The sequence below is a fragment of the Arachnia propionica genome (assembly GCF_003859805.1).
In the GTDB taxonomy this organism is placed as follows: domain Bacteria; phylum Actinomycetota; class Actinomycetes; order Propionibacteriales; family Propionibacteriaceae; genus Arachnia; species Arachnia propionica_C.
In genome coordinates, this window is the sequence record NZ_RQZG01000023.1 from 1 (window position 1) to 23,984 (window position 23,984).

21 protein-coding genes and 1 tRNA gene are annotated in these 23,984 nt (G+C 66.6%); 12 read left to right on the plus strand and 10 right to left on the minus strand.

Annotated elements, in window-relative coordinates:
- The 3 genes from EII34_RS16330 to EII34_RS14585 form a co-directional block, all read right to left on the minus strand.
- Nucleotides 1–260: hypothetical protein (locus tag EII34_RS16330; protein ID WP_221620317.1), on the minus strand; the 260-nt coding region annotated here is incomplete at its 3' end.
- A gap of 605 nt (nt 261–865) precedes the next feature.
- On the minus strand, nt 866–1,759 hold the full coding sequence (mshB, locus tag EII34_RS14580) for an N-acetyl-1-D-myo-inositol-2-amino-2-deoxy-alpha-D-glucopyranoside deacetylase (RefSeq protein WP_260425181.1): 894 nt from the start codon (nt 1,757–1,759) through the stop codon (nt 866–868).
- An 89-nt stretch (nt 1,760–1,848) separates the two neighbouring features.
- On the minus strand, nt 1,849–3,432 hold the full coding sequence (locus tag EII34_RS14585) for a phage tail tip lysozyme (RefSeq protein ID WP_124845907.1): 1,584 nt from the start codon (nt 3,430–3,432) through the stop codon (nt 1,849–1,851).
- A 300-nt stretch (nt 3,433–3,732) separates the two neighbouring features.
- On the opposite strand from EII34_RS14585, the gene EII34_RS14590 reads away from it, so the two are divergent.
- Nucleotides 3,733–6,123 carry an alpha-amylase family glycosyl hydrolase gene (locus tag EII34_RS14590; RefSeq protein WP_124845908.1) on the plus strand — a complete coding sequence of 797 codons (2,391 nt, stop codon included), beginning with the start codon at nt 3,733–3,735 and terminating at the stop codon, nt 6,121–6,123.
- A gap of 159 nt (nt 6,124–6,282) precedes the next feature.
- Here EII34_RS14590 and EII34_RS14595 read toward each other — a convergent pair whose 3' ends face one another.
- The 3 genes from EII34_RS14595 to EII34_RS14605 all read right to left on the minus strand — a co-directional run bounded on the left by EII34_RS14595 (nt 6,283) and on the right by EII34_RS14605 (nt 7,762).
- On the minus strand, nt 6,283–6,513 hold the full coding sequence (locus EII34_RS14595; RefSeq protein WP_124845909.1) for a hypothetical protein: 231 nt from the start codon (nt 6,511–6,513) through the stop codon (nt 6,283–6,285).
- Nucleotides 6,514–7,098: 585 nt separating this feature from the next.
- Nucleotides 7,099–7,527: a type II toxin-antitoxin system VapC family toxin gene (locus EII34_RS14600; protein WP_124845910.1), complete on the minus strand. Its 429-nt coding sequence runs from the start codon at nt 7,525–7,527 to the stop codon at nt 7,099–7,101.
- Nucleotides 7,514–7,762: a ribbon-helix-helix protein, CopG family gene (locus EII34_RS14605; RefSeq protein ID WP_124845911.1), complete on the minus strand. Its 249-nt coding sequence runs from the start codon at nt 7,760–7,762 to the stop codon at nt 7,514–7,516. Before EII34_RS14605 ends, EII34_RS14600 begins: the two co-directional genes overlap by 14 nt.
- A gap of 489 nt (nt 7,763–8,251) precedes the next feature.
- On the opposite strand from EII34_RS14605, the gene EII34_RS16090 reads away from it, so the two are divergent.
- From EII34_RS16090 to EII34_RS14625, 5 genes are read left to right on the plus strand one after another with little or no spacing between them, the layout of a single operon-like run.
- On the plus strand, nt 8,252–8,962 hold the full coding sequence (locus EII34_RS16090) for a hypothetical protein (protein ID WP_185711369.1): 711 nt from the start codon (nt 8,252–8,254) through the stop codon (nt 8,960–8,962).
- Nucleotides 8,848–9,402, plus strand: coding sequence for an ImmA/IrrE family metallo-endopeptidase (locus tag EII34_RS14610; protein ID WP_185711370.1), 555 nt, complete (start codon nt 8,848–8,850; stop codon nt 9,400–9,402). Before EII34_RS16090 ends, EII34_RS14610 begins: the two co-directional genes overlap by 115 nt.
- Nucleotides 9,402–9,593: a DUF4411 family protein gene (locus EII34_RS16840; RefSeq protein ID WP_124845913.1), complete on the plus strand. Its 192-nt coding sequence runs from the start codon at nt 9,402–9,404 to the stop codon at nt 9,591–9,593. The genes EII34_RS14610 and EII34_RS16840 overlap by 1 nt, the downstream gene beginning before the upstream one ends.
- A 9-nt stretch (nt 9,594–9,602) precedes the next feature.
- Nucleotides 9,603–10,289, plus strand: coding sequence for a TetR/AcrR family transcriptional regulator (locus tag EII34_RS14620; protein ID WP_124845914.1), 687 nt, complete (start codon nt 9,603–9,605; stop codon nt 10,287–10,289).
- A 10-nt stretch (nt 10,290–10,299) separates the two neighbouring features.
- Nucleotides 10,300–10,644 carry a hypothetical protein gene (locus EII34_RS14625; RefSeq protein WP_185711371.1) on the plus strand — a complete coding sequence of 115 codons (345 nt, stop codon included), beginning with the start codon at nt 10,300–10,302 and terminating at the stop codon, nt 10,642–10,644.
- Between the two features lie 22 nt (nt 10,645–10,666).
- Here the strand turns inward: EII34_RS14625 and EII34_RS14630 are convergent, their stop codons facing one another.
- The 3 genes from EII34_RS14630 to EII34_RS14645 form a co-directional block, all read right to left on the minus strand.
- Nucleotides 10,667–11,728 carry an NlpC/P60 family protein gene (locus EII34_RS14630; RefSeq protein ID WP_124845915.1) on the minus strand — a complete coding sequence of 354 codons (1,062 nt, stop codon included), beginning with the start codon at nt 11,726–11,728 and terminating at the stop codon, nt 10,667–10,669.
- A 189-nt stretch (nt 11,729–11,917) separates the two neighbouring features.
- The gene (locus EII34_RS14635; protein WP_124845916.1) at nt 11,918–12,583 is read right to left on the minus strand and encodes a hypothetical protein; all 666 of its coding nucleotides are present in this window, start codon (nt 12,581–12,583) and stop codon (nt 11,918–11,920) included.
- Between the two features lie 356 nt (nt 12,584–12,939).
- Nucleotides 12,940–15,588 carry a penicillin acylase family protein gene (locus EII34_RS14645; protein WP_124845917.1) on the minus strand — a complete coding sequence of 883 codons (2,649 nt, stop codon included), beginning with the start codon at nt 15,586–15,588 and terminating at the stop codon, nt 12,940–12,942.
- A gap of 128 nt (nt 15,589–15,716) precedes the next feature.
- Here EII34_RS14645 and EII34_RS14650 point away from each other — a divergent pair, with 128 nt between their 5' ends.
- From EII34_RS14650 to EII34_RS14660, 3 genes are read left to right on the plus strand one after another with little or no spacing between them, the layout of a single operon-like run.
- Nucleotides 15,717–16,862, plus strand: coding sequence for a sensor histidine kinase (locus EII34_RS14650; protein ID WP_124845918.1), 1,146 nt, complete (start codon nt 15,717–15,719; stop codon nt 16,860–16,862).
- Complete coding sequence (locus EII34_RS14655; protein ID WP_124845919.1) at nt 16,855–17,508, plus strand: response regulator; 654 nt, start codon at nt 16,855–16,857, stop codon at nt 17,506–17,508. Before EII34_RS14650 ends, EII34_RS14655 begins: the two co-directional genes overlap by 8 nt.
- Nucleotides 17,509–17,558: 50 nt before the next feature.
- A complete protein-coding gene (locus EII34_RS14660) occupies nt 17,559–18,443 on the plus strand; it encodes an A/G-specific adenine glycosylase (protein ID WP_185711372.1) in 885 nt (294 codons plus the stop codon).
- A gap of 46 nt (nt 18,444–18,489) precedes the next feature.
- Here the strand turns inward: EII34_RS14660 and EII34_RS14665 are convergent, their stop codons facing one another.
- Nucleotides 18,490–20,361, minus strand: coding sequence for an LCP family protein (locus EII34_RS14665; protein ID WP_124845921.1), 1,872 nt, complete (start codon nt 20,359–20,361; stop codon nt 18,490–18,492).
- 119 nt (nt 20,362–20,480) lie between these two features.
- On the opposite strand from EII34_RS14665, the gene EII34_RS14670 reads away from it, so the two are divergent.
- The 3 genes from EII34_RS14670 to EII34_RS14680 all read left to right on the plus strand — a co-directional run bounded on the left by EII34_RS14670 (nt 20,481) and on the right by EII34_RS14680 (nt 23,977).
- Nucleotides 20,481–20,573 (plus strand) — tRNA-Ser (locus EII34_RS14670).
- A 124-nt stretch (nt 20,574–20,697) separates the two neighbouring features.
- A complete protein-coding gene (locus EII34_RS14675) occupies nt 20,698–21,081 on the plus strand; it encodes a hypothetical protein (RefSeq protein WP_124845922.1) in 384 nt (127 codons plus the stop codon).
- Nucleotides 21,082–21,970: 889 nt separating this feature from the next.
- Nucleotides 21,971–23,977, plus strand: a complete 2,007-nt coding sequence (locus EII34_RS14680) for a GDSL-type esterase/lipase family protein (protein WP_124845923.1) — start codon at nt 21,971–21,973, stop codon at nt 23,975–23,977.
- The last annotated feature ends 7 nt before the right edge of the window (nt 23,978–23,984 follow it).

Below are 23,984 nucleotides of genomic sequence, written 5' to 3' on the forward strand. Positions count from 1 at the left end.
ATGTCGAGACGGTGGCGGAGATGGCAGAACGTCAGGTCTCGACGATCCTTTCCTGGGTGCGTGACTGGCATGCCACCCGGTTGGCGTCGATTCACACCGGTCATGCCGGGAACCTCAATGCCTCGAAGTTGACTGCCCAGCAGCGGGCAGAGGTTGTTGAGGTGTTGCAGCGGCCTCCCGGTGGTGAAGGTCTCCCGGTGGAGTTCTGGAGTGTTCCCGACCTGGCGGGCTGGATCGACTCCCGCTTCCAGGTCACCCATGCTTCTGACACCTCCTACCACTTCCTGCTCCACCTGGCCGGGTTGTCCTTCCACAAGCCCGAGGCCATCGACTGGACAGGAGACATGGCAGCCTCGATCTCATCGCCTTGGACTGGCAGGACAGTGACAACTTCGGGGTTCCGAGGGTTCGTGTCTGCAGATGACGAGGGCCTCGTGGTGTTGGTCGTTGATGCGGATGGTGACGTGGTGGCTTCCTCTGCGGGAAGTACCTCACGGTGGTGCTCCCGTTACGGCTGCCCCTGCTCGAGGCGGCAGGCGCCCCGGATGCCCCATCCACGCTGGCGAGTTCTGCTGAACCTTGATGATGACAGGCCAAGTCACCGGATGGACCGAGAACACCTCGAGCCGCAACCAACGCCTCGAGATGGATCACCCCCAGCATCAGCGGGGCTTGAGGGATTCTCTGGGACACGCTCTCGGGGGTGATTGTCGGCTGCTGGCCTGTGCCGTGCATGCCCCTCGGCATGAAGAAAATCCCCCAGTGCACTTCCAGGAAGAGGCGTGGGGATGTGGGCACACGAGTGGCACGACGCAACGCACGCAGGAGCAACCCGCGCCGCTGTCCGTGCTGTCACATGACCTGCTCAGACGTCCAGACCGGCGAAGAGGTCGTCGGCCGGGCCGGTGCCGGGGAACGGGGTGCCTGCTGCCAGGCGGTAGGCCTCGCCGGAGCCCTCCACCGTGCGGATGAAGGAGAACGCCTGCCACAGCGGGGAGTCGACGTCGACCTGGCTGCGGTGTGCCGCCAGCGCCTGGAAGCACTTCTCCTCGCGCCCGGTGTAGGGGATCACGGCGGCCACCTGCGACGGGTCCAGGTTGAGACGACGCTCCAACGTCGCCCTGTCCCAGCCGTCGAACATCGTCAGCCCCTGCTGTTCGGCCTGCTCGAAGGCCCGGGTCCACGCCGTCGGGTTGTGCGTGATCCACAGCACCCGCGAGACCTGCCAGGGCTCACCCAGGTCCGGCCGGTGGAACGGGATGGCCGCCAGCTGGGTCGCGTACATGGTCACCCGGTGCGCCTGGATGTGATCGGGGTGACCGTAGTTGCCGAACGGGTCGTAGGTGGCGACGACCTGCGGACGCCGGTCCCGCAGCAGCGCGACGAGATGGTTGGCGGCCTCCTGCAGATCCGCGGCCCAGAACGACGACTCGGGCAGCTCCGGCACCGGGATCACGTTGCCGTCCTCGTCCGTGGTCATCCCCGAGTCGTGGTAGCGGCCCCGGCCACCCAGCCACTGGTGGTCGGTGACGCCGAGGATCTCCATGGCCCGGGCGACCTCCGTGAACCGGTGCTCACCCAGCTGCGCCGGGGAGTAGTGGGCCAGCTCCGGCATCTGGATCTCGCCCAGCTCACCCAGGGTGCACGTCACCAGCGTCACCTGCGCCCCCTCGTCGACGTACCTCGACATGGTGGCGGGGGACTGCGACGACTCGTCGTCGGGGTGGGCATGGACAAGCATCAAACGGCGGTCGGTCACGTTGCCCCATGATACGGGGGCACCTGAACTTTCGGCCAACGACGACGATGGGGAATGGGCGGACCCATTCCCCACCGCTGGCTCACCGGTCAGTCGGCGATGTTGTTGTAACGGTAGGCGTGGTGCAGGTAGAAGTCGGACCCCCAGGTCGCGACCCTGGCCTGCGTGGCGTCCGGCGCCTGCTCGATGGTGTTGAACTGGGTCTTCGCGTCGTCGACCCAGCCGTTGAAGATCACCACGTGACCGTTGGCTCCCCCGGTACCCGGCCCGAGGTTGCCGACGATGTCGCCGACCCGCAGCTCATCCTTCGGGATCTCCGTGACCCGCTCCGGCAGGGTGACGGTGCTGAGGCTCTGATCCAGGTGGAAGGCCATCGAGACGAAGCCCGAGCAGTCGGTGCGGTACGGCTTGCCCTGCGGATCACCGGTGTTGGCGTACATCGAGTACGGCACGGGCTGGTTCAGCCAGTGCTGTGCCCTGGCGATCACCTCGGCGCGCGCGATCGGACCGTTCTCCGCGGAGTCGCTCGGGGGCTTCGGTGCATCCGGGCAGACCGCGACCTCCGCCTGTCCCGCCGGGATCCTCAGGTAGGCGCGGGAGACGTATCCGGTCTTGCCGTCGTAGGTGACCCTGGCCCACCAGTTGGTGGTGTAGGTGCCGTTGACCAGCTGTCCCTGCGCCTGGCACTGCACGTCGACGGTGGTGTTCGGCGGCAGCTCGGCCAGCTGCGTCGCGGCGGTGTTGGTGCTGTCGCGCAGGCTCAGCACGTCAGTGGTCGTACCCTTCGCCAGTTCCGGCTGCTGCGGTGCAGGATCCGGGGCCGGGGCCGGGGCCTCGGGGGCCGACGGCTCAGGAGCCGGTGGGGCCGGGGGTTCGGGTGCGGGGGTGTCGCACTCGGGGACGGCAGGCTGGCCGTGCGGGATGCGGACGTAGGCCCGCGTCGCGTAGCCGCTCTTGCCGTCGTAGGTGATCCTGGCCCACCAGTCGGTGGTGTAGGTGCCACTGATGAGCTCACCCTTGGCCTGGCACTCGACACCGACGCTGACCCCGGCGGGGATCTCGACCAGCACGGAGGCCTGGGTGTTGGTGCCGCCCCGCAGGTTCACGAAATCAGTGGTGATGCCCTGGGCCAGACCCGGCAGCGGGGCGGGACCGCTGCCACCGGCGTAGGAGTCGAAGATGCGCTGCGCGTACTCGATGCGCTTGTCGTTGTGGCAGTAGATCGGGTTGCAGCGCTCGAACTTGGAGCTGAACGACAACGCCGCGTCCTGCACCGTCGAGGTGCCCTTCAGGTGGGCGAAGGCGTTGCCCTCCGTGGTGTTGAACTCGTGCCAGATGAAGTCCAGCTGCAGGTCCAGTGCCCACGGGTCGCGACCCTGCCCGGCCGCGAAGCTCTCCAAGGTCGCCCAGCGTTCCCCAACGCTCCACTGGGCGATGCCGCGGCCCGGCCCGCCGGGCTGCACCGCCCGCGGGTTGATCGGGTCGCCGGATTCGGCCATCAGGTTGCCGACGATGCCGGCTGCCTGCTCGTTGCTCAGACCATGGCCGACGAAGTAGTCGAAGGCGGTCTTGTTGTTGTCCTGTGCGTGGGCGACCATGGGGGTGGCCACGAGGGTGGCGATCATGGTCAACGCCGCCGCGATGACGGCTGCCACGCGAGTTGACGTTCTCATCATGCAGTCCTTCTCGCTCGTTGGTGGTCGGGGGATGACTGCCCTTGTCGTCCCTCGGCGGTCGGATGCCCCCACCCAAGCACGAATCCTGAGAAATGTCCATGAGTTTTCTGAGAATTCGAGGTCGCTCCGAGTGGGTTTGTGAGAGAAAAGATCAGTTTGACAAGGGATTTTGGTGCAGCAATGTCCATTTGGTGGACGCCCGCACTGCAAGCGCTCTCATGAGAATCTCAGGAAAGATCTCGGGGGTGGTGCGTCACAACGCCCGTCGGAACATGGATGTCGTGGGAGGATGGCTCCATGGACTTCCCCTCGATGACCCCCGTCGCGCCCGAGGCCTGGGGTGAGGCCACCTGGCCCCTGGGCGCCAACGTCACCGCCAGCGGTGCCACCTTCGCCGTCTTCGCGCCCGACGCCACCAGGCTCACCCTGGAGTTCTACGACACGCAGGTCGGCGGCGACGCCGTCGCCACGTTCCTGCCCGTCAAGGGAACCGACGGCGTGTGGCGCGCCGAGATCGACGGTGTGCCGCAGCTCGCGCTCTACGGCTACCGGGCGTGGGGGAACAACTGGCCCTTCGTCCCGGAGTGGACCCCCGGCAGCGGGGCCGGGTTCATCAGCGACATCGACGAACGCGGCAACCGGTTCAACCCCAACAAGCTGCTGTTCGACCCCTACGCCCGTGAGGTCACGCACTCGATGTACTCGGACCTCATCCTGGAGACCGGGCTCGACGGTGGCGCGTTCGGCACCGGCGGCGACGACTACCGCGGCGTGCCCCGTCGTGAGATCGACACCTCCCGCATCGCCCCGAAGGGGATCGTCATCCAACCGGCGACCCCACAGTTCGCCAAGCCGAGACTCGCGGCGGAACGCTCGGCGATCTACGAGTCGTCGGTCTCGCAGCTCGTCGGCCACCCGTCGATCGTCAAGCTCGGTGAGCTGCTGCGTCGCGAACCCGGCTTCGAGGACGTCGCGGACATTCCGGCGGAGTACATCGGCACGTACAAGGGCGTCGGGATGATGGTGCCCTACCTCAAGGCCCTCGGGGTGACCACCCTCGAGCTGCTGCCGATCCACGAGACCAACAACTCCGAGTCGTCCCGGCAGGGCCACACCAACTCGTGGGGCTACATGACCCTGTCGTTCTTCGCGCCCAACCGCAACTACTCCCACGACAGGTCACCGGGTGGGCCGACCCGCGAGTTCCAGGAGATGGTCAGCGCCTTCCATGCCGCCGGGATGGAGGTCTACCTCGACGTCGTCTACAACCACACCGCGGAGGGCGGCAACTGGCACGGCGACCCGAACACCGTCGGTTTCACCTCGCTGGGTGGCTTCGCGGCGGCCGACTACTACGTGATGACCTCGAGTCACGCGATGGTCGACGGCGCGACCGGCACCTCCAACCAGCTCAACTACTCCTCCCCGGCGGCGCAGCAGATGGTGCTGGACTCGCTGCACCACTGGACGAAGGAGATGGGGGTCGACGGGTTCCGGTTCGACCTGGCGACGGTGCTGGGCCGCAAACCCTGCGAGGCGGACCCGGACGACTGGAACAACCAGAAGCGCTTCTTCAACGACCATCCGCTGCTGGTGGCCATCGCCGAGTTCGCCGAGGTCGAGCAGATCGAGGTCATCGCGGAGGCCTGGGACCTGTGGGGCTACGAGGTCGGCAACTTTCCGCGCGGTTGGGGGGAGTGGAACGGGCGCTACCGGGACGCGGTGCGTCGGTTCTGCAAGGGCGACGGCAACGCCATCGGTTTCCTCGACATGGTCAACGGGGATCACCACCACTTCGCCGACAACGGTGGTCCGCAGAAGACGGTGAACTTCATCGACGCCCACGACGGTTTCAACCTGGCGGATCTGGTGAGCTACCAGGAGAAGGTCAACGACCAGCCGTACCCGTTCGGGCCCTCCGACGGTGGGTCGGACAACAACCTGTCGTGGGACTCGGGCGGTGATCAGGCACTTCGCAGGCAGCGGCTGAGGAACTTCATGACGACGCTGTACCTGTCCAGGGGGGTGCCGATGTTCGTCGCGGGCGATGAGTTCGGGCGCACCCAGAACGGCAACAACAACCCGTGGGAGCTCCACTCGGTGGCGATGTGGAACAACTACGGGATGATCCCGACGAACGCGCCGCAGCAGGTGCCGGTGGCGCCGGGCGTCGACGATGCGTCGTACCACGACAACCTGGGGGTCTACGAGACGGAGCCGCACGTCAACGGGCAGTTCCGGTTCACCTGCTTCCTGGCGAACCTGAGGCAGCGCCACGACACCCTGCAGTCCAGGCAGTATGGCGACCTCGTCCCCGACGACGCGGATGTCAGCTACCTGTTCCACACCCCGTCGCGTGAGGGGCATCCGCAGGAGGGGGACCGGGCGCTCAGCGTCTACATCAACTCGCCGGGGGACAACTTCTTCGCGATGTTCAACATGGCGGACGTGGAGGTGGAGTTCGACCCGGTCCCGGCCACCGAGGGCAGGGTGTGGCGCAGGCTCATCGACACCGCGTCGTGGGCGGAGCCGGTGGCCAATCACTGGGAGGAGGGCACCGGCATGATCGTCGAGGGCCGTACGACGGTGCAGCCCTGGTCCATCGTGGTCTGGCACGACACCCCGGCCCCCGACGGCTCACGCGAGATCCCGGTCTGGACGGACCTGCTCCACGCCCCCGAGGAGTGATCCCCCGCCTCGCGCTCAGTCCTCGAAGTAGGTTCGGCTGACCACCACGACGAGGAAGGAGTGGTAGTAGCTGCGGATCGCTGCGTCGACGGCCTGGGTGTCGTCGACGCTGTAGGCGTCGTCACCCGGGTAGCTGATGTCGGTGGGATCGTGGGGCGGCTAGATGTCGATGCGCATCTCGACGTTGTCGGAGGTGTACCAGCCGCTGGAGCGCCACGACCGCCTGGGCGGGCGCAGCGCGGAATGCTCTCCGACTGGCCGGTAGCCGGACTCCTCGATGGCAGCGACCAGCGTGTGGAAGGCGTCCGCGTCGCCGGGCCATGGGTAGACGGCCACGACGGCGGTGGCGCAGCTCAGGGTGTAGCCGTGGTGGATCTTCCAGGTGTTCACGCCGCGTTCGCATCCGTCGAAAGTGCCCCGGGCCAGCGGCTCCCCTGTGATCGGCGTGATGAGTGTGTCGAGTTCGTCCTGCTGGTCGGGCAGCTCGGCGGCGGCTTTCTCGCGTGCGGTGGTGACGGTGCTCCAGGTCGGTTCCGCCTGGGGACGGATCCCGTCCCCAGCCTCCTGCGAACTCCCAGGCGACGTAGCCCAGCGGGATGAGGATCAGGGCTGCGAGGATGAGGAGTGGGACGACGATGACGAGACAAGCTGCCTGAAGGAACGCGACTCCTCAACCATGTTCGCTCGGCCTTACCGTATCATCCTTGACATCTCGGGTGGTTGTGACGATGCTGCCCGCGCCGGGGCAGCGAGGAGGGCAATGCTCAGTACCCGGAGCTGCCCTACGACATGGGTGGTGTGGGAGTGGGCCCAGCCGGTGAGGATCATCGTGAGGAACCGGGGAACAGGTGATGGCATCACAGGGGCTGCTCATCGGGGCGTGGGTCTTCCCCCGGACAGGGGCGACCACCGGGTGGCGTCTCGGGCTGGTTCAGAGCGTCGGAAAGCAGGGCTGGATCGTGCTCATGTGACGGATCACCCGAAGGGACGACGCCAGGTCAATCCGGGAAAGCGGGCGAATCCGGCGTCGGTGGTGATGAAGGTGGCTCCGGCCTCGATGGCTGTGGCGGCCAGGTAGGCATCAGGGATCGTGTTGCCACGGGCATCAAGATGCTTGCACAAGCCCTCGAAGATGCGCCAGTGGTTCTGGCCCGGGTGGATCCGGACCGTGGCGGGCGCGGTCAGGATCACGTGGCAGAACTCGAGGGCGGTTTCCGGTGGAGTTGGTTCGTGGTAGACCCGGTGGTTCGTGACGATCCTGAGAAAGCTGGACAGGATCTGCTCGAAGACCCCGAAGGGCTCATCTCCGGTCAGGGCGTCGGTGAGCCAAGCCTGATGTTCAGCAAAGCGCGGCGACTCCGGCCGGTGGGCGTAGATGAACAGGTTGACATCAGCGAGCAGCATGGCTGCCCTCGTCGAGCAGTGCGGCGAGGGCAGCCTTGTCGTCGAGGTCCACGCCTGGACGCAGCCCGCTTCCGCCGAAGGTGGGCAGAATGACCTGTCGTCGTTCCTCAGGTTTCTCGGCGAGGTGGACTCGAAGTGCATCGGCGACGACCTCGCTCAGGGTGCGACCCTGGCTGGCTGCGCGTTCCTTGGCGCGTCGTAGCAGATGATCGTCGAGGCTCACCGTCGTGCGCATGAATGCATCATATCATCACGACGGTGCATCAAGATGCAAGTCCTGGGTCCGTGGTGTGGTTCGGTCCCAGCTGATCGGCCAGGTGGACGTCCAGTGCGGCCATGATCGCGGCCCCTCCTGCTGTTCCGACGGCCGCGGATCAGGCAGCTCCACGCTGCCGAAGGCCTTCCCCAATGTCTTGGCACCGGGGAAGCGATCCAGCAGCATCATTTGCCGGGCCTGGTCCTCGTTGATCGGACCGGCCTCTGCCATCCGAACCGGATGCGGTTGGCCGTCGCCGTGGCCCGGTGTCGACTGTCCCGGCGCTGAATCCTGCGAAAGCACGCTCCCCGGCAGCGCTGCCCTTGGTGGTGCGCCCTGCATCTGCGGGAGGATCTACAGTGACCGGGTGGACAAGCAGCGGATCCGGGGGGGCAGCCCGGTCCGTCACGGCTGCTGAAAATGGGGGTGGCGGATGTCAGACTGTTGCCGTTGAGGAGGTGAACAGCCATGGGTGTGTCGGTCACCATCGTCCCGGAGGTGCTCTCCTGGGCGGTGGAGCGAAGTGGCCGAAGTGTCGAGGAGCTCGAGCGTGGTGACCTGCGTGTCTCGGACTGGCTGTCCGGGGCGAAGCAGCCCACGCTGACCCAGATGGAGCAGTTCGCCAGGAGGACGGGGATTCCGGTGGGGATGCTGCTGCTGCCACAGCGTCCTCGGTTCACCCTGCCGGTCCCGGACTTCCGCGCCGGGATCAGGGGAAAGCTGGCAGAGCCGAGTGCTGATCTGGCTGCGGTGCTGCGGATGAGCCAGCAGCGGCAGGCATGGTTCATCGACCATGCGGAGTCCAATGGTCTTCCGCCAGCGGAGATGGTGGGGGTGGCAGTGGACTGGTCGGTGGAGCGGACGGCGGCGGACATGCGTCGGCGGCTGCATTTCGAGGTGGTGGATCGGCCGCAACGGGACAGGATTCGCAAGCATCTGGTGCGGGCCTTCGAGGAATTGGGTGGGCTCTGCGTCGTGACCTCGATGGTGGGCAACAACAATCATCGGATGCTGGATGTCGGGGAGTTTCGAGGGTTCACGCTGGTGGACCGGGGGCGCCGCTGGTGTTCGTCAATGCCAACCAGACGTCGAACGGGCAGCTGTTCACGCTGGCTCACGAGTTCGCCCATGTCTGGCGGGGAAGTAGTGGCATCGGCAACGAGCAGGAGCCTGATGTGAAGGGCGGTGGCCCTGTCGAGCAGTGGTGCAACCAGGTGGCTGCCGAGTTCCTCGTCCCGTCGAAGGACTTGGAGAAGGTGTGGGTCGAGTACCGCGATCTTCCGCTGCGGGAGCTCCTGGATCGGCTCACGGGACGTTACCGGTGCGGCACCGTCGTGGTGCTGTTGGCCATCCACAGGTTGGGGCTGACCCGGTTCACCGACATCGATGCCGAGTACCGGCGTGAGCTGGACTGGCTGGCGAGTCGTGAACGGACAGCCTCCAAGGAGGGCGGGAACTATTGCCAGGGGCTTCCGCTGAAGATCGGGGAGAGGTTCTCGAAGGCGCTGGTCCAGGACACTCTCGAAGGGCGGACCGAGTTCGCGCAGGCCCTGCGGCTTCTCTCCATGAACCGCACTGCCACCTTTGACCGTTATGCCGAGCATCTGAAGGTGTCGTGATGTTCCTGCTCGACGCCAACGTGTTCATCGAAGCACACCGGTTCTACCACGCCTTCGATCTGGTACCGAGTTTCTGGGCTTGGCTGGAGAGGCAGTTCCGCTCCGGGGGTCGGTTCCGGCCAGCGGGTTCGGAAGGAACTGCTCCACATGAAACGAACAGCGTTCTTGACGAACGATGTTCGTTCGCCTAGTGTGGCCGCATGACCCATGACCAGCCGCGCTCCCGGAGGGGGCGTCCGGCGAAACCACCTCTCAGCCGGGAAGCGATCCTGCACGAGGCGCGAGACATCGCCCGTACTGAAGGGGTGGATGCACTCACCATGCGAGCCTTGGCGCAGCGACTCGACACCGGAGCGGCGGCGCTCTACGTCTACCTCCGGAACCGGGATGAGATCATCACCACGCTCTTCGATGAAGCCCTGGCCGAGGTCCCCACTCCGAAAGAGCAGCACTCTTCCTGGCAGGACGAGGTCCTCGAATTCGCTGTCGCCGCCGTCGATCAGCTCGCCCGCTGGCCAGGGCTCGCGGCCTCGCAGTTGGGCCGCATCCCCCGTGGACCTGCTGTGTTCGACGCAGTCGAGGCTGTTCTTTCCTGTCTCACGCGTGGCGGAGTGGACATCCGGCGAGCCGCGCTTGCGGCCGACGGGCTCATGCTCATGATCGTCGCCCACGCCGCTGAACTGGCCGCTGTCACAAGGATGCCCGGAACCCTCGAGGACCAGATCGACGCCACTCGAACCGCCATGCAGCGTCTCGACGAGGATCGTCACCCCACCATCCGCGCCAACATCGACGCACTGCTCACCCCGAGTCCGGAACAGCGGGTCCGCTGGTCGCTACGGGCCTTCATCAACGGCATCGACGAAACCCCGGTACCTGCGTCCTGAAGGAGTGGTGATGCTGCATCAGATCATTCTCGTGCTCAACACAGTGATCGGACTCGGTGGTGCTGTGTTCGCGCTCGTCGCCTGGGTGCGGCCCGCCGCACTCAATCCGACGGCCACGGCCGACCATTTCTACCCGGCCATGTACGCCGTCCGGGCCATACCGCTGGGGATGCTCGCTGTCCTTGCTCCGTTCCTGAACGGCGGCCCGGCGGCCCCTGCCATTCTCTGGGCGGCTGCGTTCAGCCAGCTCGGCGATGCAGGTCTCGGACTGCATCGCCGCATCTGGGGCATGTGTGGCGGCGGCATCGTCGCTGCCGGTGTGCACAGTGCTGCTGCACTCATGCTCTCCGGCTGAGACGGGTGGTCCTGGACCGTTCTCAGCCGTCGATCCCGGTGTTCGGCAGGCCGGGACGTCCGGTCTGGGTCGCTGGGACCGTGTCGGTGGCGGGGGAAGGCGCCGTGCTCGGCGTCGGGGATGCCGACGGCGATCCCGAGGAGGCCGGTGCGGCGGGTGTCGTGACCGGTGCGGGGGTCGGGGTCGCCCCGTCGCCACCTGCCGGGACCCATTCCGGCCGGGCGACGAAGGTGACGTCCTTGGCCAGTGAGGGGTTGAGGTCCTCCAGCACCACCCCCAGTCCCTTCGAACGGGCGTGCATCACCTTGCCGTCACCCACGTACAGCGCCGTGTGGTAGATGTTGCCGAAATACGCGCCGACCTCTCCCCGCTGGACCCGGGAGTTCGAGGCCTCCGGGTTCTGCTGCGAGAAGAACAGGATGTCACCGGGGGCGTACTGCTGGTCCTGGCTGAACCACAGGTCACCGTGGGCGTAGAACCAGCTGGCCAGGTTGTTCGCCTGCCAGATCCGGGAGCCCACCGGGTCGTGTCCGAAGTCCACCCAGCGCCCCACCCTCGTGTTGGAGTCGGCGACATACGTGGTGTGGGAGTAGTCCCACCCGGTGAGGGTCATCCCCAGGAACTGGGAGCAGGTGATGGCATAGGGCCTGCTCGTGGTGGCGTGGACGTTCACCCCGGACAGCGGTGACTGTCTGGTGGCGTCCCAGGTCAGCTCATTGCCCGCGTCCACAAAGGTCTGCGCCCGTTTCAAGGCATCCGCGACGGCGGCCTCGTCGACGGCCCTCGGGGGTGCGGTCGGCAGACTGGTGGGTACTGCCCATCTCTGGTCCGCGAGAGGTATCGAGATCTTGCCCAACCGGTCCGAGGGCTGCGTGTCGGCGATCCGGAAGTACATCGCGCCGCCGTCGCCGACCTGCTCCTCACCCCGTGTGGCGACGGTGCCGGACAGCCCCGAGGCGTTCATGAGGTCCGTGATCGTGTCGACCTTGGAATCCACGGGGGGCAGGGCGTTGGCGGGGGAGCCGATCACTGCGACGGCGACGGCGCCGATGAGTACTTTCTTGACTGTCCGGATGGGTACCATCTGGGTCCACTTCCTGGTGAGACTGCTAGGCCGTCGTCAACTTTAGTTACCTGAGGTTCGTCCGGCACGGTGAGGTGCCCGTTGCGGCCACTGCTCAGAGGAATCAGCCAAAAGGACGACGCCAGGAGTCCCCGTGACCGGGCTGACTTGCCCCTGTGCCTCTCAAAGGTGCGTGTCTTCGGGCGGGGATCAGTCCTCGAAATAGGGTCGGCTGACCACCATGACCAGGAGGGGGAGGGGGTCGCTGCGAATCACAGCGTCGACGGCCTGGGTGTCATCGTCGCTGTAGGCATCGTCGCGCGGGTAGATGATCTGGGTGAGATCGTCGGGCAGCCGGATGTCGATGCGCAGCTCGGCGCTGCCGGAGGTGTACCAGCCGCTGGTTCCCCACATGTCTTCGGGAGGACGCAGCGCGGAGTGTTCCCCAACGGGTTGGTAGCCGTGTTCGGCGAGGGTTGTGGTCAGTTGGTGGAAGGCGGCTGGGTCGTTGGGCCATGGGTAGACGGCCACGGCAGCGGTGGCGCAGCTCAGGGTGTAGCCGTGGTGGATCTTCCAGTTGTTCACGCCTTTGGTGCATCCGTCCAAGGTTCCTCGGGCGCGTGGTTCTCCTGTGATGGGTGTGATCAGTGCATCGAGTTCGTCCTGTTGGGCGGGTAGTGCGGCGAGGGCTTCTTCACGTGCGGTGACGACGGTGCCCCATGTCGGCTCGGCCTGGGGGCGGATTCCGTCCCAGCCTCCTGCGAACTCCCATGCCACGCGGCCCAGCGGGATCAGAACCGCGGCGCCGACGATGAGGACCAGGGCAAGGATGAGGCGGCACCAGATCTTCTTGGGGGATCGCGCCTTCTCGGTCATCGTCGCTCAGCCTTCCGTATCGTCGTTGACATCGTGGGAGGTCCTGAGACGGATGCTACACGCGCGCCGGTGCAGCGAGGAGGGGAACTCACTCCTCACCCGGGACCCTGAGCTGCCCCACGACATGGGTGGTGCGGGGTGGGCCCGGCCGGTGAGGATCATCGGGGCGTGGGCCTTCCCCGGACAGCGGCGACCACCGGGTGGCGCCCAGGGTGGTTCAGAGCGCCGGAAAGCAGGGCTGGATCGTGCTCATGTGACGGATCACCCGAAGGGACGACGCCAGGTCAATCCGGGAAAGCGGGCGAAGCCGGGGTCGGTGGTGATGAACGTGGCTCCGGCCCCGATGGCTGTGGCGGTCAGGCCGGGCGCAGCACCAGCCGATGCTTCGTCGTCGCCTCGATCGCCTCACGGGTGAACGACCACGGGTGTCTGCCGCCCGCCGCCCACGTGGCGAACTGGTCGTCGTAGTGCTTCGACAGCGGATGTCCGGAGACCCCCGACGAGGTGCTCCAGTGGGCGGCGTCGAGGTCGGCCAGATCCACCGTCATCCGCATCGATCCCCCGCTGATCACCTCGTAGTCGACGCGACCGTCCTTGACCTGGGGGTTGAACCACGAGGCGTTCGGGGCGTCCCCGGTGCCGCCGACCGGCTGGGAGCCTCGGTTGAAGTACCACCTGACCGGACCCGGGACTCCCTCACCACCCAGGACCTGGTGGGTCGGGGTCTCGACGTGGACCTTCCCCCAGCTCCACGCACTGTGGTCGGTGCCCAGCTGCGCCGTCAGGTCGGCGTCGGCTGCGGCCCAGGTTTGGCGTAGGATCGCATCGGCATCCTCCACCCCTGGTGTGGACTGGTCGTCCCACAGCCGATGCCCGGGGTTGCTGACCAGCCACTCCAGGGTGTTCGGCGAGGAGAAGGTGTACTCCCTGAGTTCGTCGCCCAGCACCTGATCGGCCAGATGGGCGAACAGTGCGGCCATGATCGCGGCCCCCGGCTCCTCGACGGCCATGTGGGCGCCGTCGTCCAGCCACCCTCGCAGCACCTCCTGCTGCTCCCGCAGCCGGGGATCAGCCAGCTTCACGCTGGTGAAGGCCTTCCCCAACGTCTCGGCGCCGGGGAAGCGATCCAGCAGCATCACCTGCCACGCCTGCTCCTCACTGATCGGACCGGCCGCGGCCATCCGCACCAGCTCGTCGTACATCGCCTGCGAGCGGTACCCGTGGAAGTACCAGCCGTCCAGGAACGGGCCGCTGTCCTTCGGGGTCACCGGCTGGTTGGCCGGGGCGATGATCCCATCCGGTGGGTTGAGCACCGCCGGCATGTCCTCGGGCGCGTAGAACCCCTGCCAGTCGTAACTGGAGTCCCAGCCGGGCCGCGGCCACCGGCCGTCCGCACCCAGCTGGTCGGCCCCGTGCAGACCGTGGTTCTGATCCGCCTCCGCCTTGATCGGCCGGATCGGGTGCAACCCGGGGGCCTGGTAGCCGATGTCCCCGGCCGTGGTGGCGAACAGGATGTTCTGCGCCGGGTCGCTGAACTTCGCGGCCGCGGCCGCGACCCCCGCGGCATCGCTGGCCCGGTTGAGGTCGAAGATGGCCTCGGCGGTGCGGCTGGGAATGAGTGCCACCCACTGCAGCGCGACGGAGAAGTCCCCCGGGAGGTTCGGGAACCCGGCGAAGTTCGCATCCGGGTTGAGCAGGTCGGAGATGACGGGGCCGTGCACGGACTCCTTGACCGTCAGTTCCACCGGCTCGCCACCGGCCACCTGGATGGTCTCGGTGCGGGTGGTGTAGGCCAGGCACTTGCCGTCACGCAGGTAGGCGTTCTCGCCGACGTTGCGCTCCACCACCAGGTCGCTGACATCCCCGCCGAGGTTGGTGAAGGCCCAGGCCAGATCCGGGTTGCGGCCGATCAGCACGCCCGGCATCCCTGCGAAGGAGAAGCCCTCGACGTCGAAGGTGCAGCCCGCGCCGTCGCCTGTGCAGTGCAGCCCCACCTGGGACCACACCGATGGATGGTCGATGTCCAGGTGCGGGTCGTTGCCAAGGATTGGTTTGCCGGAGGCGGTGTGCTGTCCGCCGATCACGAAGGAGTTGGACCCGATCCCGTGCCCCTCACCGAGCGAGCCAGCCACCTTCTTCACCGTCGCCTGCGCCGCCTGCACCGCGTTGGTGAAGGAGTTCGGGGTGGCCCCGGAGGCGACCTCGGCGGCGACCTCCGGCGGGCAGTCCACCTCCGTCGCCGCCACCTCGGGCAGCGGGAGGGGATCAGCAATGGGGTAGTCGCCGCGGGGGCGCAGATTGCTCACGCCGTCGGCCAGGACGATGGGTCGGCTGGCGGCCTCGTCGGCGACGGGAAACAGCTCCTCGACGGCGGCGGGGCTGCCCAGCCGCTGCAGTGCGGCCATGTTCCAGGCATCCATCCCATGGCTGGCGCTGAGGCTGTTCGACATCGCCTTCAGCCAGGCCAGCGAATCGACGGGGGTCCACGGCTCGATCCCGCCGAACGGCACCGTCAGCCCCAGCACGGTGTACTCGTTGGCGATCTGCCACGGGGCCTTGTCCCGGATGTGGGCGTTCACCCCCGCCGCATAGGCCCCGTACAGGTCACGGGTCTCGTCGGACAGCTGCTCCCAGTCCTGCTCCGCAACTCGCCTGAACCCCATGGTGCGCACCGCGATGTCGGACTCCTTCCCGCCTTCGCCGACCAGTTCGCTCAGCCTGCCCGCGGTGATGTGGCGTCTGAGATCCATCTGGAAGAACCGGTCCTGCGCATGGACGAAACCCTGCGCGAACATCAGGTCGCGGTCGCTGGTGGCGTGGATGTGGGGGACCCCGAGTTCGTCCCGGCGGATGGTCACCTCGCCGCTCAGCCCCGCGAGCCGGAGCTCGCCGTCATACTTCGGCAGGGGAGCGCGGGCGACGACGACCAGTCCTGCAGTGGCGATGAGCAGCAGCGCGACCACGGTGCAGCCGGTCCCGATCAGCAGACGTTTCAGGGGTTTCATGGGTTCTCCTCACGGGTTCTGCTGACGACGTTACGGAGGGTGTCGCCGTCGTACATCGGCCGGGTGGCCTGAATCTTCTCCGCCAGGTGGGGGATGCGGGATCAGGGATCTTCAGTAGGTTTCACGGTGTGAACATCAAGGACCATGCCTCTCGGATGCCATGGGTGCTGTGGGGGATTGCGGCGGCGGTGACCGCCGCAACCCTGCCCTACCTGGTGACCGGGGTCTCGGGCGAGATCGCTGCCGGGGCGCTGTCCGATGGGGCCAAGGTGCTGCTCGTGATCCACATGGTGCTTCCTGCCGTCGGGTTGGTGCTGCTGGTCCCGGCACTACGCAGCCCCGGCCCCGATGGGCTCGGCTGGCTGGTGGCCGGAGTCCTCTCTGGGATGATGCTCTTCGGGTCGCTGTTCCCCACGGCGGTGCTGGGGGCAGGCCTGATCGGGATGCGGAACAGGCGGCCGCTGCACGTCGTCGGGATCACCGCAGCGGTGGGGGCTGGGTTGGCGTGGTTCGTCACCCCGATCCCGGAGGATCGCGATGACTGGTTCGCCTTGGTGCCGTTGATGATCGGGTTGTGCTCTGCGACGCTGCTCGGGATGCTGCAGCGCGGTCAGCAGGAGTTGGCCGATGCACGGGTGGCGCAGAGCAGGGCGGAGGAGCGGGCCCGGATCTCGCGGGAGATGCACGACTCGCTCGCCCATCGGTTGTCGTTGATCTCGCTCCATGCGACGGCGCTCGGGAACCGCAGGGATCTGGCCCCGGAGGTCGTCGCGAGGACGGCTGCCACCATCCACACCATGACCGCGGAGGCGGGACGGGAGCTCAGGCAGATCCTCCAGGTCCTGCACGACGACGACTCGGGGGCGGCCCCCGTCGTCACCTGGCGGGACGTGATGGCGGTCCTGCAGCGGGAGACCGACGGGGGCCTGCGGGTCGACGCCGAGGTCGCGCCCGGATGGCTCCCGGCCTTCGAGGTGGCGGATGCCCGGACCCGACATGCTGTCCTGCGCAGCGTCGAGGAACTGCTCGGCAATGCCCGGCAGCACGGCGACGGCCACGCCGAGCTCTCCTTCGAGGTCACGGGGAGCGCGCTGGTACTGATGTGTGCGAACCGCGTCGGCGGGGTGCGGCGGGTCCTTCCCGGGCACGGGCTCGGGCTGCCGGGCCTGGAGGAACGGCTGCGGCTGCTCGGGGGCCGCTTCGAGGCGGGGGCGACGGAGGGCTGGTTCCGGGCCCGGGCCGAGTTCCCCACCCGGGAGGTGGAACATGGGTGAGCCGACGCCTCGGGTGACGGTCGTGATCGCGGATGACGAGCCGCTGGTCCGCTCGGCGCTGCGGCTGATCCTGGAGGGTGACCCCGGGATCGTGATCCTCGGTGAGGCGGCCGACGGGCAGGGTGCGGTTGATGCGGCCCGGCGGCTGCGCCCGGACGTGGTGCTGCTGGATCTCCACATGCCCGGGCGGGACGGGGTGTGGGCGTGCGAGCGGATCACCGCGACACTGCCCGAGGTGAGGGTGTTGGTCCTGACGGCCTTCGACACGGACCGGATGGTCGCGTCGGCCCTGCGTGCGGGGGCGGCCGGTTTCCTGCTCAAGGACAGCGCCTTCGAGGTCATCCTCGCTGCGGTGCGCGACGTCGCTGAGGGGGAACGACGGTTCTCCACGACCGTGCTGGAACAACTCGTCGCCACCACGGCGATGACCGCACCGGCCGCCCGGGTGCCGGACAACCTGACCGCCCGGGAACGTCAGGTGGCGGTGCTGGTGGCGGAGGGGCTGGTCAACACGGAGATCGCGGAGCGGCTGGGGATCAAGGCGGCGACGGTGAAGACCCACGTCTCGGTGTTGCTGGAGAAGTTCGGGGTGCGCAACCGGGTGCAGTTGGCGGTCGCCGTCGCGAACTGTGGTCTGGCTGATTGATGCACTCCGCTGCAAGCGTGTGCAGCGGTTTGGCTCCTACAGTGGTCCGGATGGAACAGCAGGAGGTCCGACGACGAGTGGTCGCGTGGTACGCCGAGCACGCGCGGGAACTGGCGTGGCGGGTGACCGGGACCAGTGCGTGGGGGGTGCTGCTGAGCGAGGTGATGAGCCAGCAGACCCCCGTCGCCCGGGTGGAGCCGGTGTGGCGGGAGTGGTTGGCGCGGTGGCCCACCCCGGCGGACCTGGCGGCCGCTGACCCGGCCGAGGTGCTGCGGGCCTGGGGCCGACTCGGGTACCCGCGCCGCGCATTGCGGCTGCGTGAGGCCGCCGAGGTGATGGCGGCGGAGGGCAACCGGGTACCCGATGACGAGGCCAGGTTGTTGGCGCTGCCCGGCATCGGCCGCTACACCGCGGCGGCGGTGATGTCGTTCGCGTTCCGCAGGCGGGCCCTGGTGCTGGACACCAACATCCGACGGGTGTTCGCGCGCCTGGTCGGCGGGCAGGAGTTCCCGCCACGCAGCGAGACGACAGAGGAACGCCGTCGCGCCGAGGAGTGGCTCCCCGAGGACGACGACGCGGCCGCGGCCTGGTGCGAGGCGGTGATGGAGCTGGGGGCGCTGGTGTGCACGGCGAGATCCCCTGACTGCGGGGCCTGCCCCGTCGCGCCCGGATGCGCCTGGCTGGCCGCGGGGTCCCCGGCCTGGGACGGCCCGCAGCGCCGGGGCCAGGCGTGGGCGGGCACGGACCGTCAGTGCCGGGGCCGCATCATGGGAGCACTGCGGACCAGCCCTGACGGGGTGCTCCTGACCGATGTCGTCTGGCCCGACGATGTCCAGCTGGCCCGGTGCGTCGCCAGCCTGATCGATGACGGCCTGGCCCACCGGATCGAGGACCGGCTGCGGCTCGGCCCACCTCGCGTCATGTCATGTGAGTGAGTTTTTTGGGATCTGTTCGTCGAAACGTACAACGCACCCCTGAAACTCACTGCTCCGGGTTGTAGGCGCAGGCGTCGGAGACGACCTCGGCGGGAGGGGGGGTGGTCTCGGTGGGCTTGCTGGAGGCGCTGCTCTTGCCGCTCTTGCCGGGTTTCTCGGTCTTCGGGGATTCGGTGGTCGGCTGGGTCTCCGTCGGGGCCGAGGGTTCGGGTGCTGCGGAGGTGGCGGCCGGGGTCGTGGGTGCGGGGGTCGTCTCGACGGTGATGCCGAGGGCCTCCTGCACGGATCGACGCATCTCGGGGAAGTTCGGCTTGCCGTAGTCGTACCCGTGGGTGCCATTGGTGAAACGCAGGCGGGTGACGTTGGCGTCCTTCACCTTCAACGCCAGCTCCACGATGGGCTGCAACGCCTCCTGCGGGATGTCGGTCATCACCATGTCCTTCGACGCCTTCGCGATGGCCTCGTAGGAGGTGAGCATCGTCTGGGGGTTGGCCTGGCGGATGACTGCGCCGACCAGGCAGGACTGGCGGGCCATGCGGTCGTAGTCACCGTCGGTGAGTCCGTAGCGGCCCCGGGCGTACCACATGGCACGGTAGCCGTCGAGCTTCTGGTCGGGGCCGGGCTGCAGGTAGCCGTGCGGCTTGACGCCGCTGTCCTGATCACCACCGATGGGCAGCTTCTTGTTGATGTTGACGGTGACCCCACCCATCGCGTCGATGAGCTGTTGCAGTCCGTCGATGTTGATGAGGACGAAGTAGTGCATCTTGAGTCCGGTGATGCCCTCCACGCCCTGCTTCAGGGCCTCGGCACCGGGATAGGTGGCGGGACCGACGGCCTTGGCCATCTGCGGGTGGTCGCCGCTGACGGTGCGCTCCCAGATGGCGTTGACGAACCATTCGGCGTCGTCCCCTCTCCCGGAGGTGAAGCCCTTCGGGAACACCTTGGCCAGTTTCGAGTCCTTCGGGAAGGGGACGTACTGGACGTTGCGGGGGATCTGGATGAGGGTCGTCGCGCCGGTGGCGGTGTCGATGGAGGCCACCATGATGGTGTCGGTGCGGGGGACGTAGACGCCCTTGTTGTCCTTCTTCCTGGCGGCGGTGCTGTCAGCGCCGAGCAGGAGGATGTTCAGCCGTGGGATGTCCTTCCACGGATTGTTGCCGGCGACCACACTGGGACGGCTCGTCGCGACGATGTCGTCCTGCTCCTTGAACACCGAGTCGACCAGTTCGCGGCTGGACAGGGCGTAGCGGGCGCCGACGGCCAGCGGGGCACCGATGCAGAACGTGAGTGAGGTGACGAGGAAGGCGCCGAGTGCGCGTCGACCGAAGCGCATTCCGGGGGGACGGGTGAGCAGGTGGGTGGTGGTCACGAGCATGACCCAGGACAGGGCGAGCGCGACCAGCAGGGCCGTGACGATGATGAGCGAGTTCGGATTGAGGGCGATCCCGGCCAGCCGGGGCAGGTCGGTGACAGCGGTGTAGCCGATGATGCCGAGACAGACGAGGAACGTGAGGGGGGCCAGCACCCCGAGCAGTTTCGCCCAGCGTGGCCTGGTGCCGATCAGCCCGATGCCGGGGAGCAGGGCGCTGGCGGTGGTGAGCAGGAGGCTGCGTCCGAGCGAGGCCCGCGTCGGTTCGATCTCCGGCTCCGTCTCAGGTGCGGGACGCGCATGTCGGCCACCGTTGCGGGGGGCGCGATCAGTGGGGGTGTCGTCGCTGGGGCGGCGGAAGATGTCGTCGTTGACGGGGGGGACGGCATGCCTGCCGAGGTCAGACTCCGTCGACGGCATGACGTGCCGGGGAGTGGGGGTGTAGTCGTCGGGGGCACTGCGACGGGGCCGCTTCTGGGTGGCCTCGGGGTCGGCACCACGGCGTGGAGGGTCGTCGCGGTGGACGCCGGAGTATTTTCCGTCGGACAAGGCAATGCTCCCTTCACAGTTCAGACCAGTGTACTTGCCCACCGAAAGGCCATGATGATGCTGAGCTGAGCAGCGAGGTTGCCCCTGTCGACGGCCCTCGGCTACCCTTGAGCGGTCTTGGAGGTGTCGCCTAGTCAGGTCTATGGCGCCCGCCTGCTAAGCGGGTTTGGGGCTCAACCCCATCGCGGGTTCAAATCCCGCCACCTCCGCCAGACGACGCTTACTCGAACCCTCGGTGGCAACACCGGGGGTTCGTTGCGTGTCGGGGGCGCCTGTGGGTGTCCCCGTTCGTGTTGTGAGGGCCTGTGGGGGGTTCGGGGCGTCGTGGGTGGTCTCATGGTCGTGTGGTGGGGTTCTGGTGCCTGTGAGGGCGTCGTGGAGGGTGGCGAAGGGTTCGTTGAGGGTGGAGGTGGTGACGGTGGTGGTTTTGGTGGTGGTGTCGTCGAGGTGGATGGCTTCGAAGAGGGCGTGGCAGAGCAGGCCGCGGACGGTGTCGGGGACGTGGGTGTAGAGGGTGCCGATGTCGGTCATGAGGTCGAGGCAGGTGGTCAGGACGTCATGACCGATGGCCAGGCGTTGGTCGGTGTCGCGTTTCTCGTCCTCGAGTCGGGTTCGGGTGTTCTCGATTGTGCGGAGGCGTTGTTTGGCGGCGTCGCGGGGGATGTCGCCGTCGGCGAGGAGGTCGATGACGCGTTCTTCCTGGGCGGCCAGGGTGCGTAGTTGTTCGGTGACGGCGCGGTTCATCTCGCGGATGGTGGCGTGGTGGTGGTCGAGGGCGGCGGTGAGTTGCTGTTGGGTGCGTTCGGCCCATTCTGGGTGGAGGCTGATGCTGGCCACGTGGTGTTCGACGGCTTCTTCGACCAGTGCGACGGGGAGGTAGGGCATGTCGCAGTGGCCTTCTTGGCGGCCGCGGCAGAGGTAGTAGGCGTAGGTGCCGCCCGCTTCATCCTCAGTGGCAAAACCCGGGGATCGTTGCGTGGTGGGTGGGACACCCGTGCGGGCACCTGCTCGCGGGGGGGCTGCGCTGTCGGTCAGGTGTGTTGGGCCCTGTTCCGGAGTCTTCCAGTGAGATCCTCGGCTGTCTGGTCGAAGGTGAATCCTTCTTGTCCTCTGGATGTGGTGTCCCGGGCGTGCATAAACTGGTGTCATCTCGGAGCGGAGGTGGCGACGATGCGCTGCTGGCGGTCAGTGACGACTGTGGGGGTTGTGGTGTGCCTGCTGGTGAGTGGGTGTGTCTCAGAGTGGGATCGAGGGATGCAGGCGTTGAAGGCTGATCCGATGGCATCGGTGAGCTGGGAGGGGTTGGAGTTGCTGGGGACGGTGGAGACGGTCAACGACAGTCCGAAGCCTTCCCCGCCGAGTATCACGTATTGCTACAAACTAGATACTTCAGTGAGCCGAGCAGTTGATGCTGTCATGGACTCTGCTGAGCAACATGGCTGGGCCGAGAATCCCGAGCTTAGAACTTCTCAAAAAGCTGTTGCGAAGAAGCTGTATGGCGAGCATGGGGGGACTTTAATTGCATCTGTCGAATCGGATCGATGCTTGCAACGGTATCCAGACTTTCAGTTTCGGATATCTCTATTCTATTCCTGAGGAGAGGTGATCCATGTTTAAGAGAACATTCCTCGTCGTGGTTTCGCTCGCCATGGCCTTATCATGCCTTGGCGTAGTATCGCCGAGTGTTCGTGCCGAGGGGCCGCCGACGCGGGTGGTGCGTATGACGCTGCTGGGGGATTCCTACTCGGCTGGGAATGGTGCGGGTGATTACGATACTGCTGAGCCAGGGGCGTATCGGAGTCGGAACAACTGGGCGCATCACTACCGTGACTGGGTGGAGCGTGAGGGTATTCATGCACCCTTGACTGTCCTCGCCCACTCAGGAAATATCATCCAAGACGTGCTCGATAAGCAGGTCGATGAGCTGCCGCCAAACTCTGACATCGTGATGTTCACGATCGGCGGGAATGATGGCGGGTTCGAGACGGTGATCGCGGAGTGTTTCGCGATGGGGCGTCGGGAAGCAAGGGGCTGCAGGGCAAGTGTTGAGAACTTTCGGGATTTTGTCAAGGACCCGGGACCTGACGGGTTGCGTAAGCGGACTGAAAAGGTGTTCAGGGCTATTGATGAGCGACTGCAGGGCTCTGATCGTGATCTCAAGCAGATGGTCCTGCTGGGGTATCCGAATCTGGTTCTACCAAATGCCGGAAACTACATCCTCAACACCTGCTACGCCCTTACCGAAAAAGGCTGCTCGGATTCTGATGAATACTCTGCGGGTGCTGAGATACTCAAAGGTGCCAAGGAGATTGCCTTGGTGCAGCAGGCCGCAGTCAGGGACTGGAATTCCTATCGAGCTCACATGAAAGCGCAAGGCGTCAAGGTCCCAAGAGCCTACTACGTTGACACCATCCAGAAGAACTTCAACGGTCATGAGCCCGACCCCAGCGCTTGGGAGAAGAATGACTACCGCTGGGTGAACGAGTTCAATGAAACAGAAGGGTACATGGCCCCCTCGGGGAAGACCGAGTCGAATCCTACCTCTGAATGGATGAACTGGTATCACCCGAACAAGATCGGCCATCGGCAGATGGGGTTGGCGTTGATCAGCAAGATCGGGTTGCCGACGGGAACGAAGAAACTCAACTCCTCCCCGAATGAGACCTCGCCGGATGCTGAGCCCGACATGGAGGCGCGCCCGGAGATGGAGGTGTGGATCCAAGGACCCTACGCACAGGCCATCGGGGACCCGTTGATCCTGGATGCCCGGTCCTCCTGGACGACACAGGGCAAGATCGTGCGCTACGACTGGGACCTGGACGGGGACGGCAACCATGACAAGGCCACCCGGTCACCGTTCTTGACCCACACCTGGAGCAAGGAGTTCATCGGAGAGATCACCGTCAAGATCACCACCGACACCGGAGCCACCGCGACCGGCACCACGGAGGCGATGATCACCAACGACGGCGACTCGACGCCGTACGGCCGGGACAACTGCCCCAAGGTGGCCAACCACGGCCAGACCGACTACGACGAGGACGGCATCGGTGACATGTGCGACCCGACCCCGGGATGGCCGACCGAGGACAAGCCAGGGGTGGGTGAGGGCCCCGCCCCCACACCACCACCCCCGCCGTCACCGAGCCCCAGCCCATCACCGAAACCGAGTGACTCTCCGACCATGAGTCCATCACCGACCCCGACGAAGAGCTGGTCACCGAGGCCGTCTCCGTCGGTCACGGCATCACCCACACCCTCGGCCTCACCGAGTCTGTCGCCGTCGGAGAGCGGCTCGCCGATACCCACGATGACACCGAGCACATCACACACGGAGCCTCCCCCCACTGCGACGGCTGACCCAACGGTCACCCCGGTGCCCACGGCATCCCCCACGGACGTCCCGCCAGTGCTGCCCTCACCGACCAGCACACCGTCACCGACGACACCCCAACCGACAGTCCCGGAGCCACCCGGAGAGCCAGCTCCGTCACGGCCAGTGCCGCCTGACCCCAGCGCCAGGCCACGGCCAGGACTGCCCGACACCGGGGCCACCGCCCAAAGTATTCAAAGAAAATCTCGATTACCCCTTGTCTTCGAACGTGTGATTGATTAGAATGGAG

What these genes read in the sequence shown, in the direction of transcription:
- EII34_RS14585 (WP_124845907.1), bottom strand. Translation starts at nt 3,432, where the DNA reads ATGAGAACGTCAACTCGCGTGGCAGCCGTCATCGCGGCGGCGTTGACC.
- EII34_RS14590 (WP_124845908.1), top strand. Translation starts at nt 3,733, where the DNA reads ATGGACTTCCCCTCGATGACCCCCGTCGCGCCCGAGGCCTGGGGTGAG.
- EII34_RS14600 (WP_124845910.1), bottom strand. Translation starts at nt 7,527, where the DNA reads ATGCTGCTCGCTGATGTCAACCTGTTCATCTACGCCCACCGGCCGGAG.
- EII34_RS14605 (WP_124845911.1), bottom strand. Translation starts at nt 7,762, where the DNA reads ATGCGCACGACGGTGAGCCTCGACGATCATCTGCTACGACGCGCCAAG.
- EII34_RS16090 (WP_185711369.1), top strand. Translation starts at nt 8,252, where the DNA reads ATGGGTGTGTCGGTCACCATCGTCCCGGAGGTGCTCTCCTGGGCGGTG.
- EII34_RS16840 (WP_124845913.1), top strand. Translation starts at nt 9,402, where the DNA reads ATGTTCCTGCTCGACGCCAACGTGTTCATCGAAGCACACCGGTTCTAC.
- EII34_RS14620 (WP_124845914.1), top strand. Translation starts at nt 9,603, where the DNA reads ATGACCCATGACCAGCCGCGCTCCCGGAGGGGGCGTCCGGCGAAACCA.
- EII34_RS14625 (WP_185711371.1), top strand. Translation starts at nt 10,300, where the DNA reads ATGCTGCATCAGATCATTCTCGTGCTCAACACAGTGATCGGACTCGGT.
- EII34_RS14630 (WP_124845915.1), bottom strand. Translation starts at nt 11,728, where the DNA reads ATGGTACCCATCCGGACAGTCAAGAAAGTACTCATCGGCGCCGTCGCC.
- EII34_RS14635 (WP_124845916.1), bottom strand. Translation starts at nt 12,583, where the DNA reads ATGACCGAGAAGGCGCGATCCCCCAAGAAGATCTGGTGCCGCCTCATC.
- EII34_RS14645 (WP_124845917.1), bottom strand. Translation starts at nt 15,588, where the DNA reads ATGAAACCCCTGAAACGTCTGCTGATCGGGACCGGCTGCACCGTGGTC.
- EII34_RS14655 (WP_124845919.1), top strand. Translation starts at nt 16,855, where the DNA reads ATGGGTGAGCCGACGCCTCGGGTGACGGTCGTGATCGCGGATGACGAG.
- EII34_RS14660 (WP_185711372.1), top strand. Translation starts at nt 17,559, where the DNA reads ATGGAACAGCAGGAGGTCCGACGACGAGTGGTCGCGTGGTACGCCGAG.
- EII34_RS14675 (WP_124845922.1), top strand. Translation starts at nt 20,698, where the DNA reads ATGGTCGTGTGGTGGGGTTCTGGTGCCTGTGAGGGCGTCGTGGAGGGT.
- EII34_RS14680 (WP_124845923.1), top strand. Translation starts at nt 21,971, where the DNA reads ATGTTTAAGAGAACATTCCTCGTCGTGGTTTCGCTCGCCATGGCCTTA.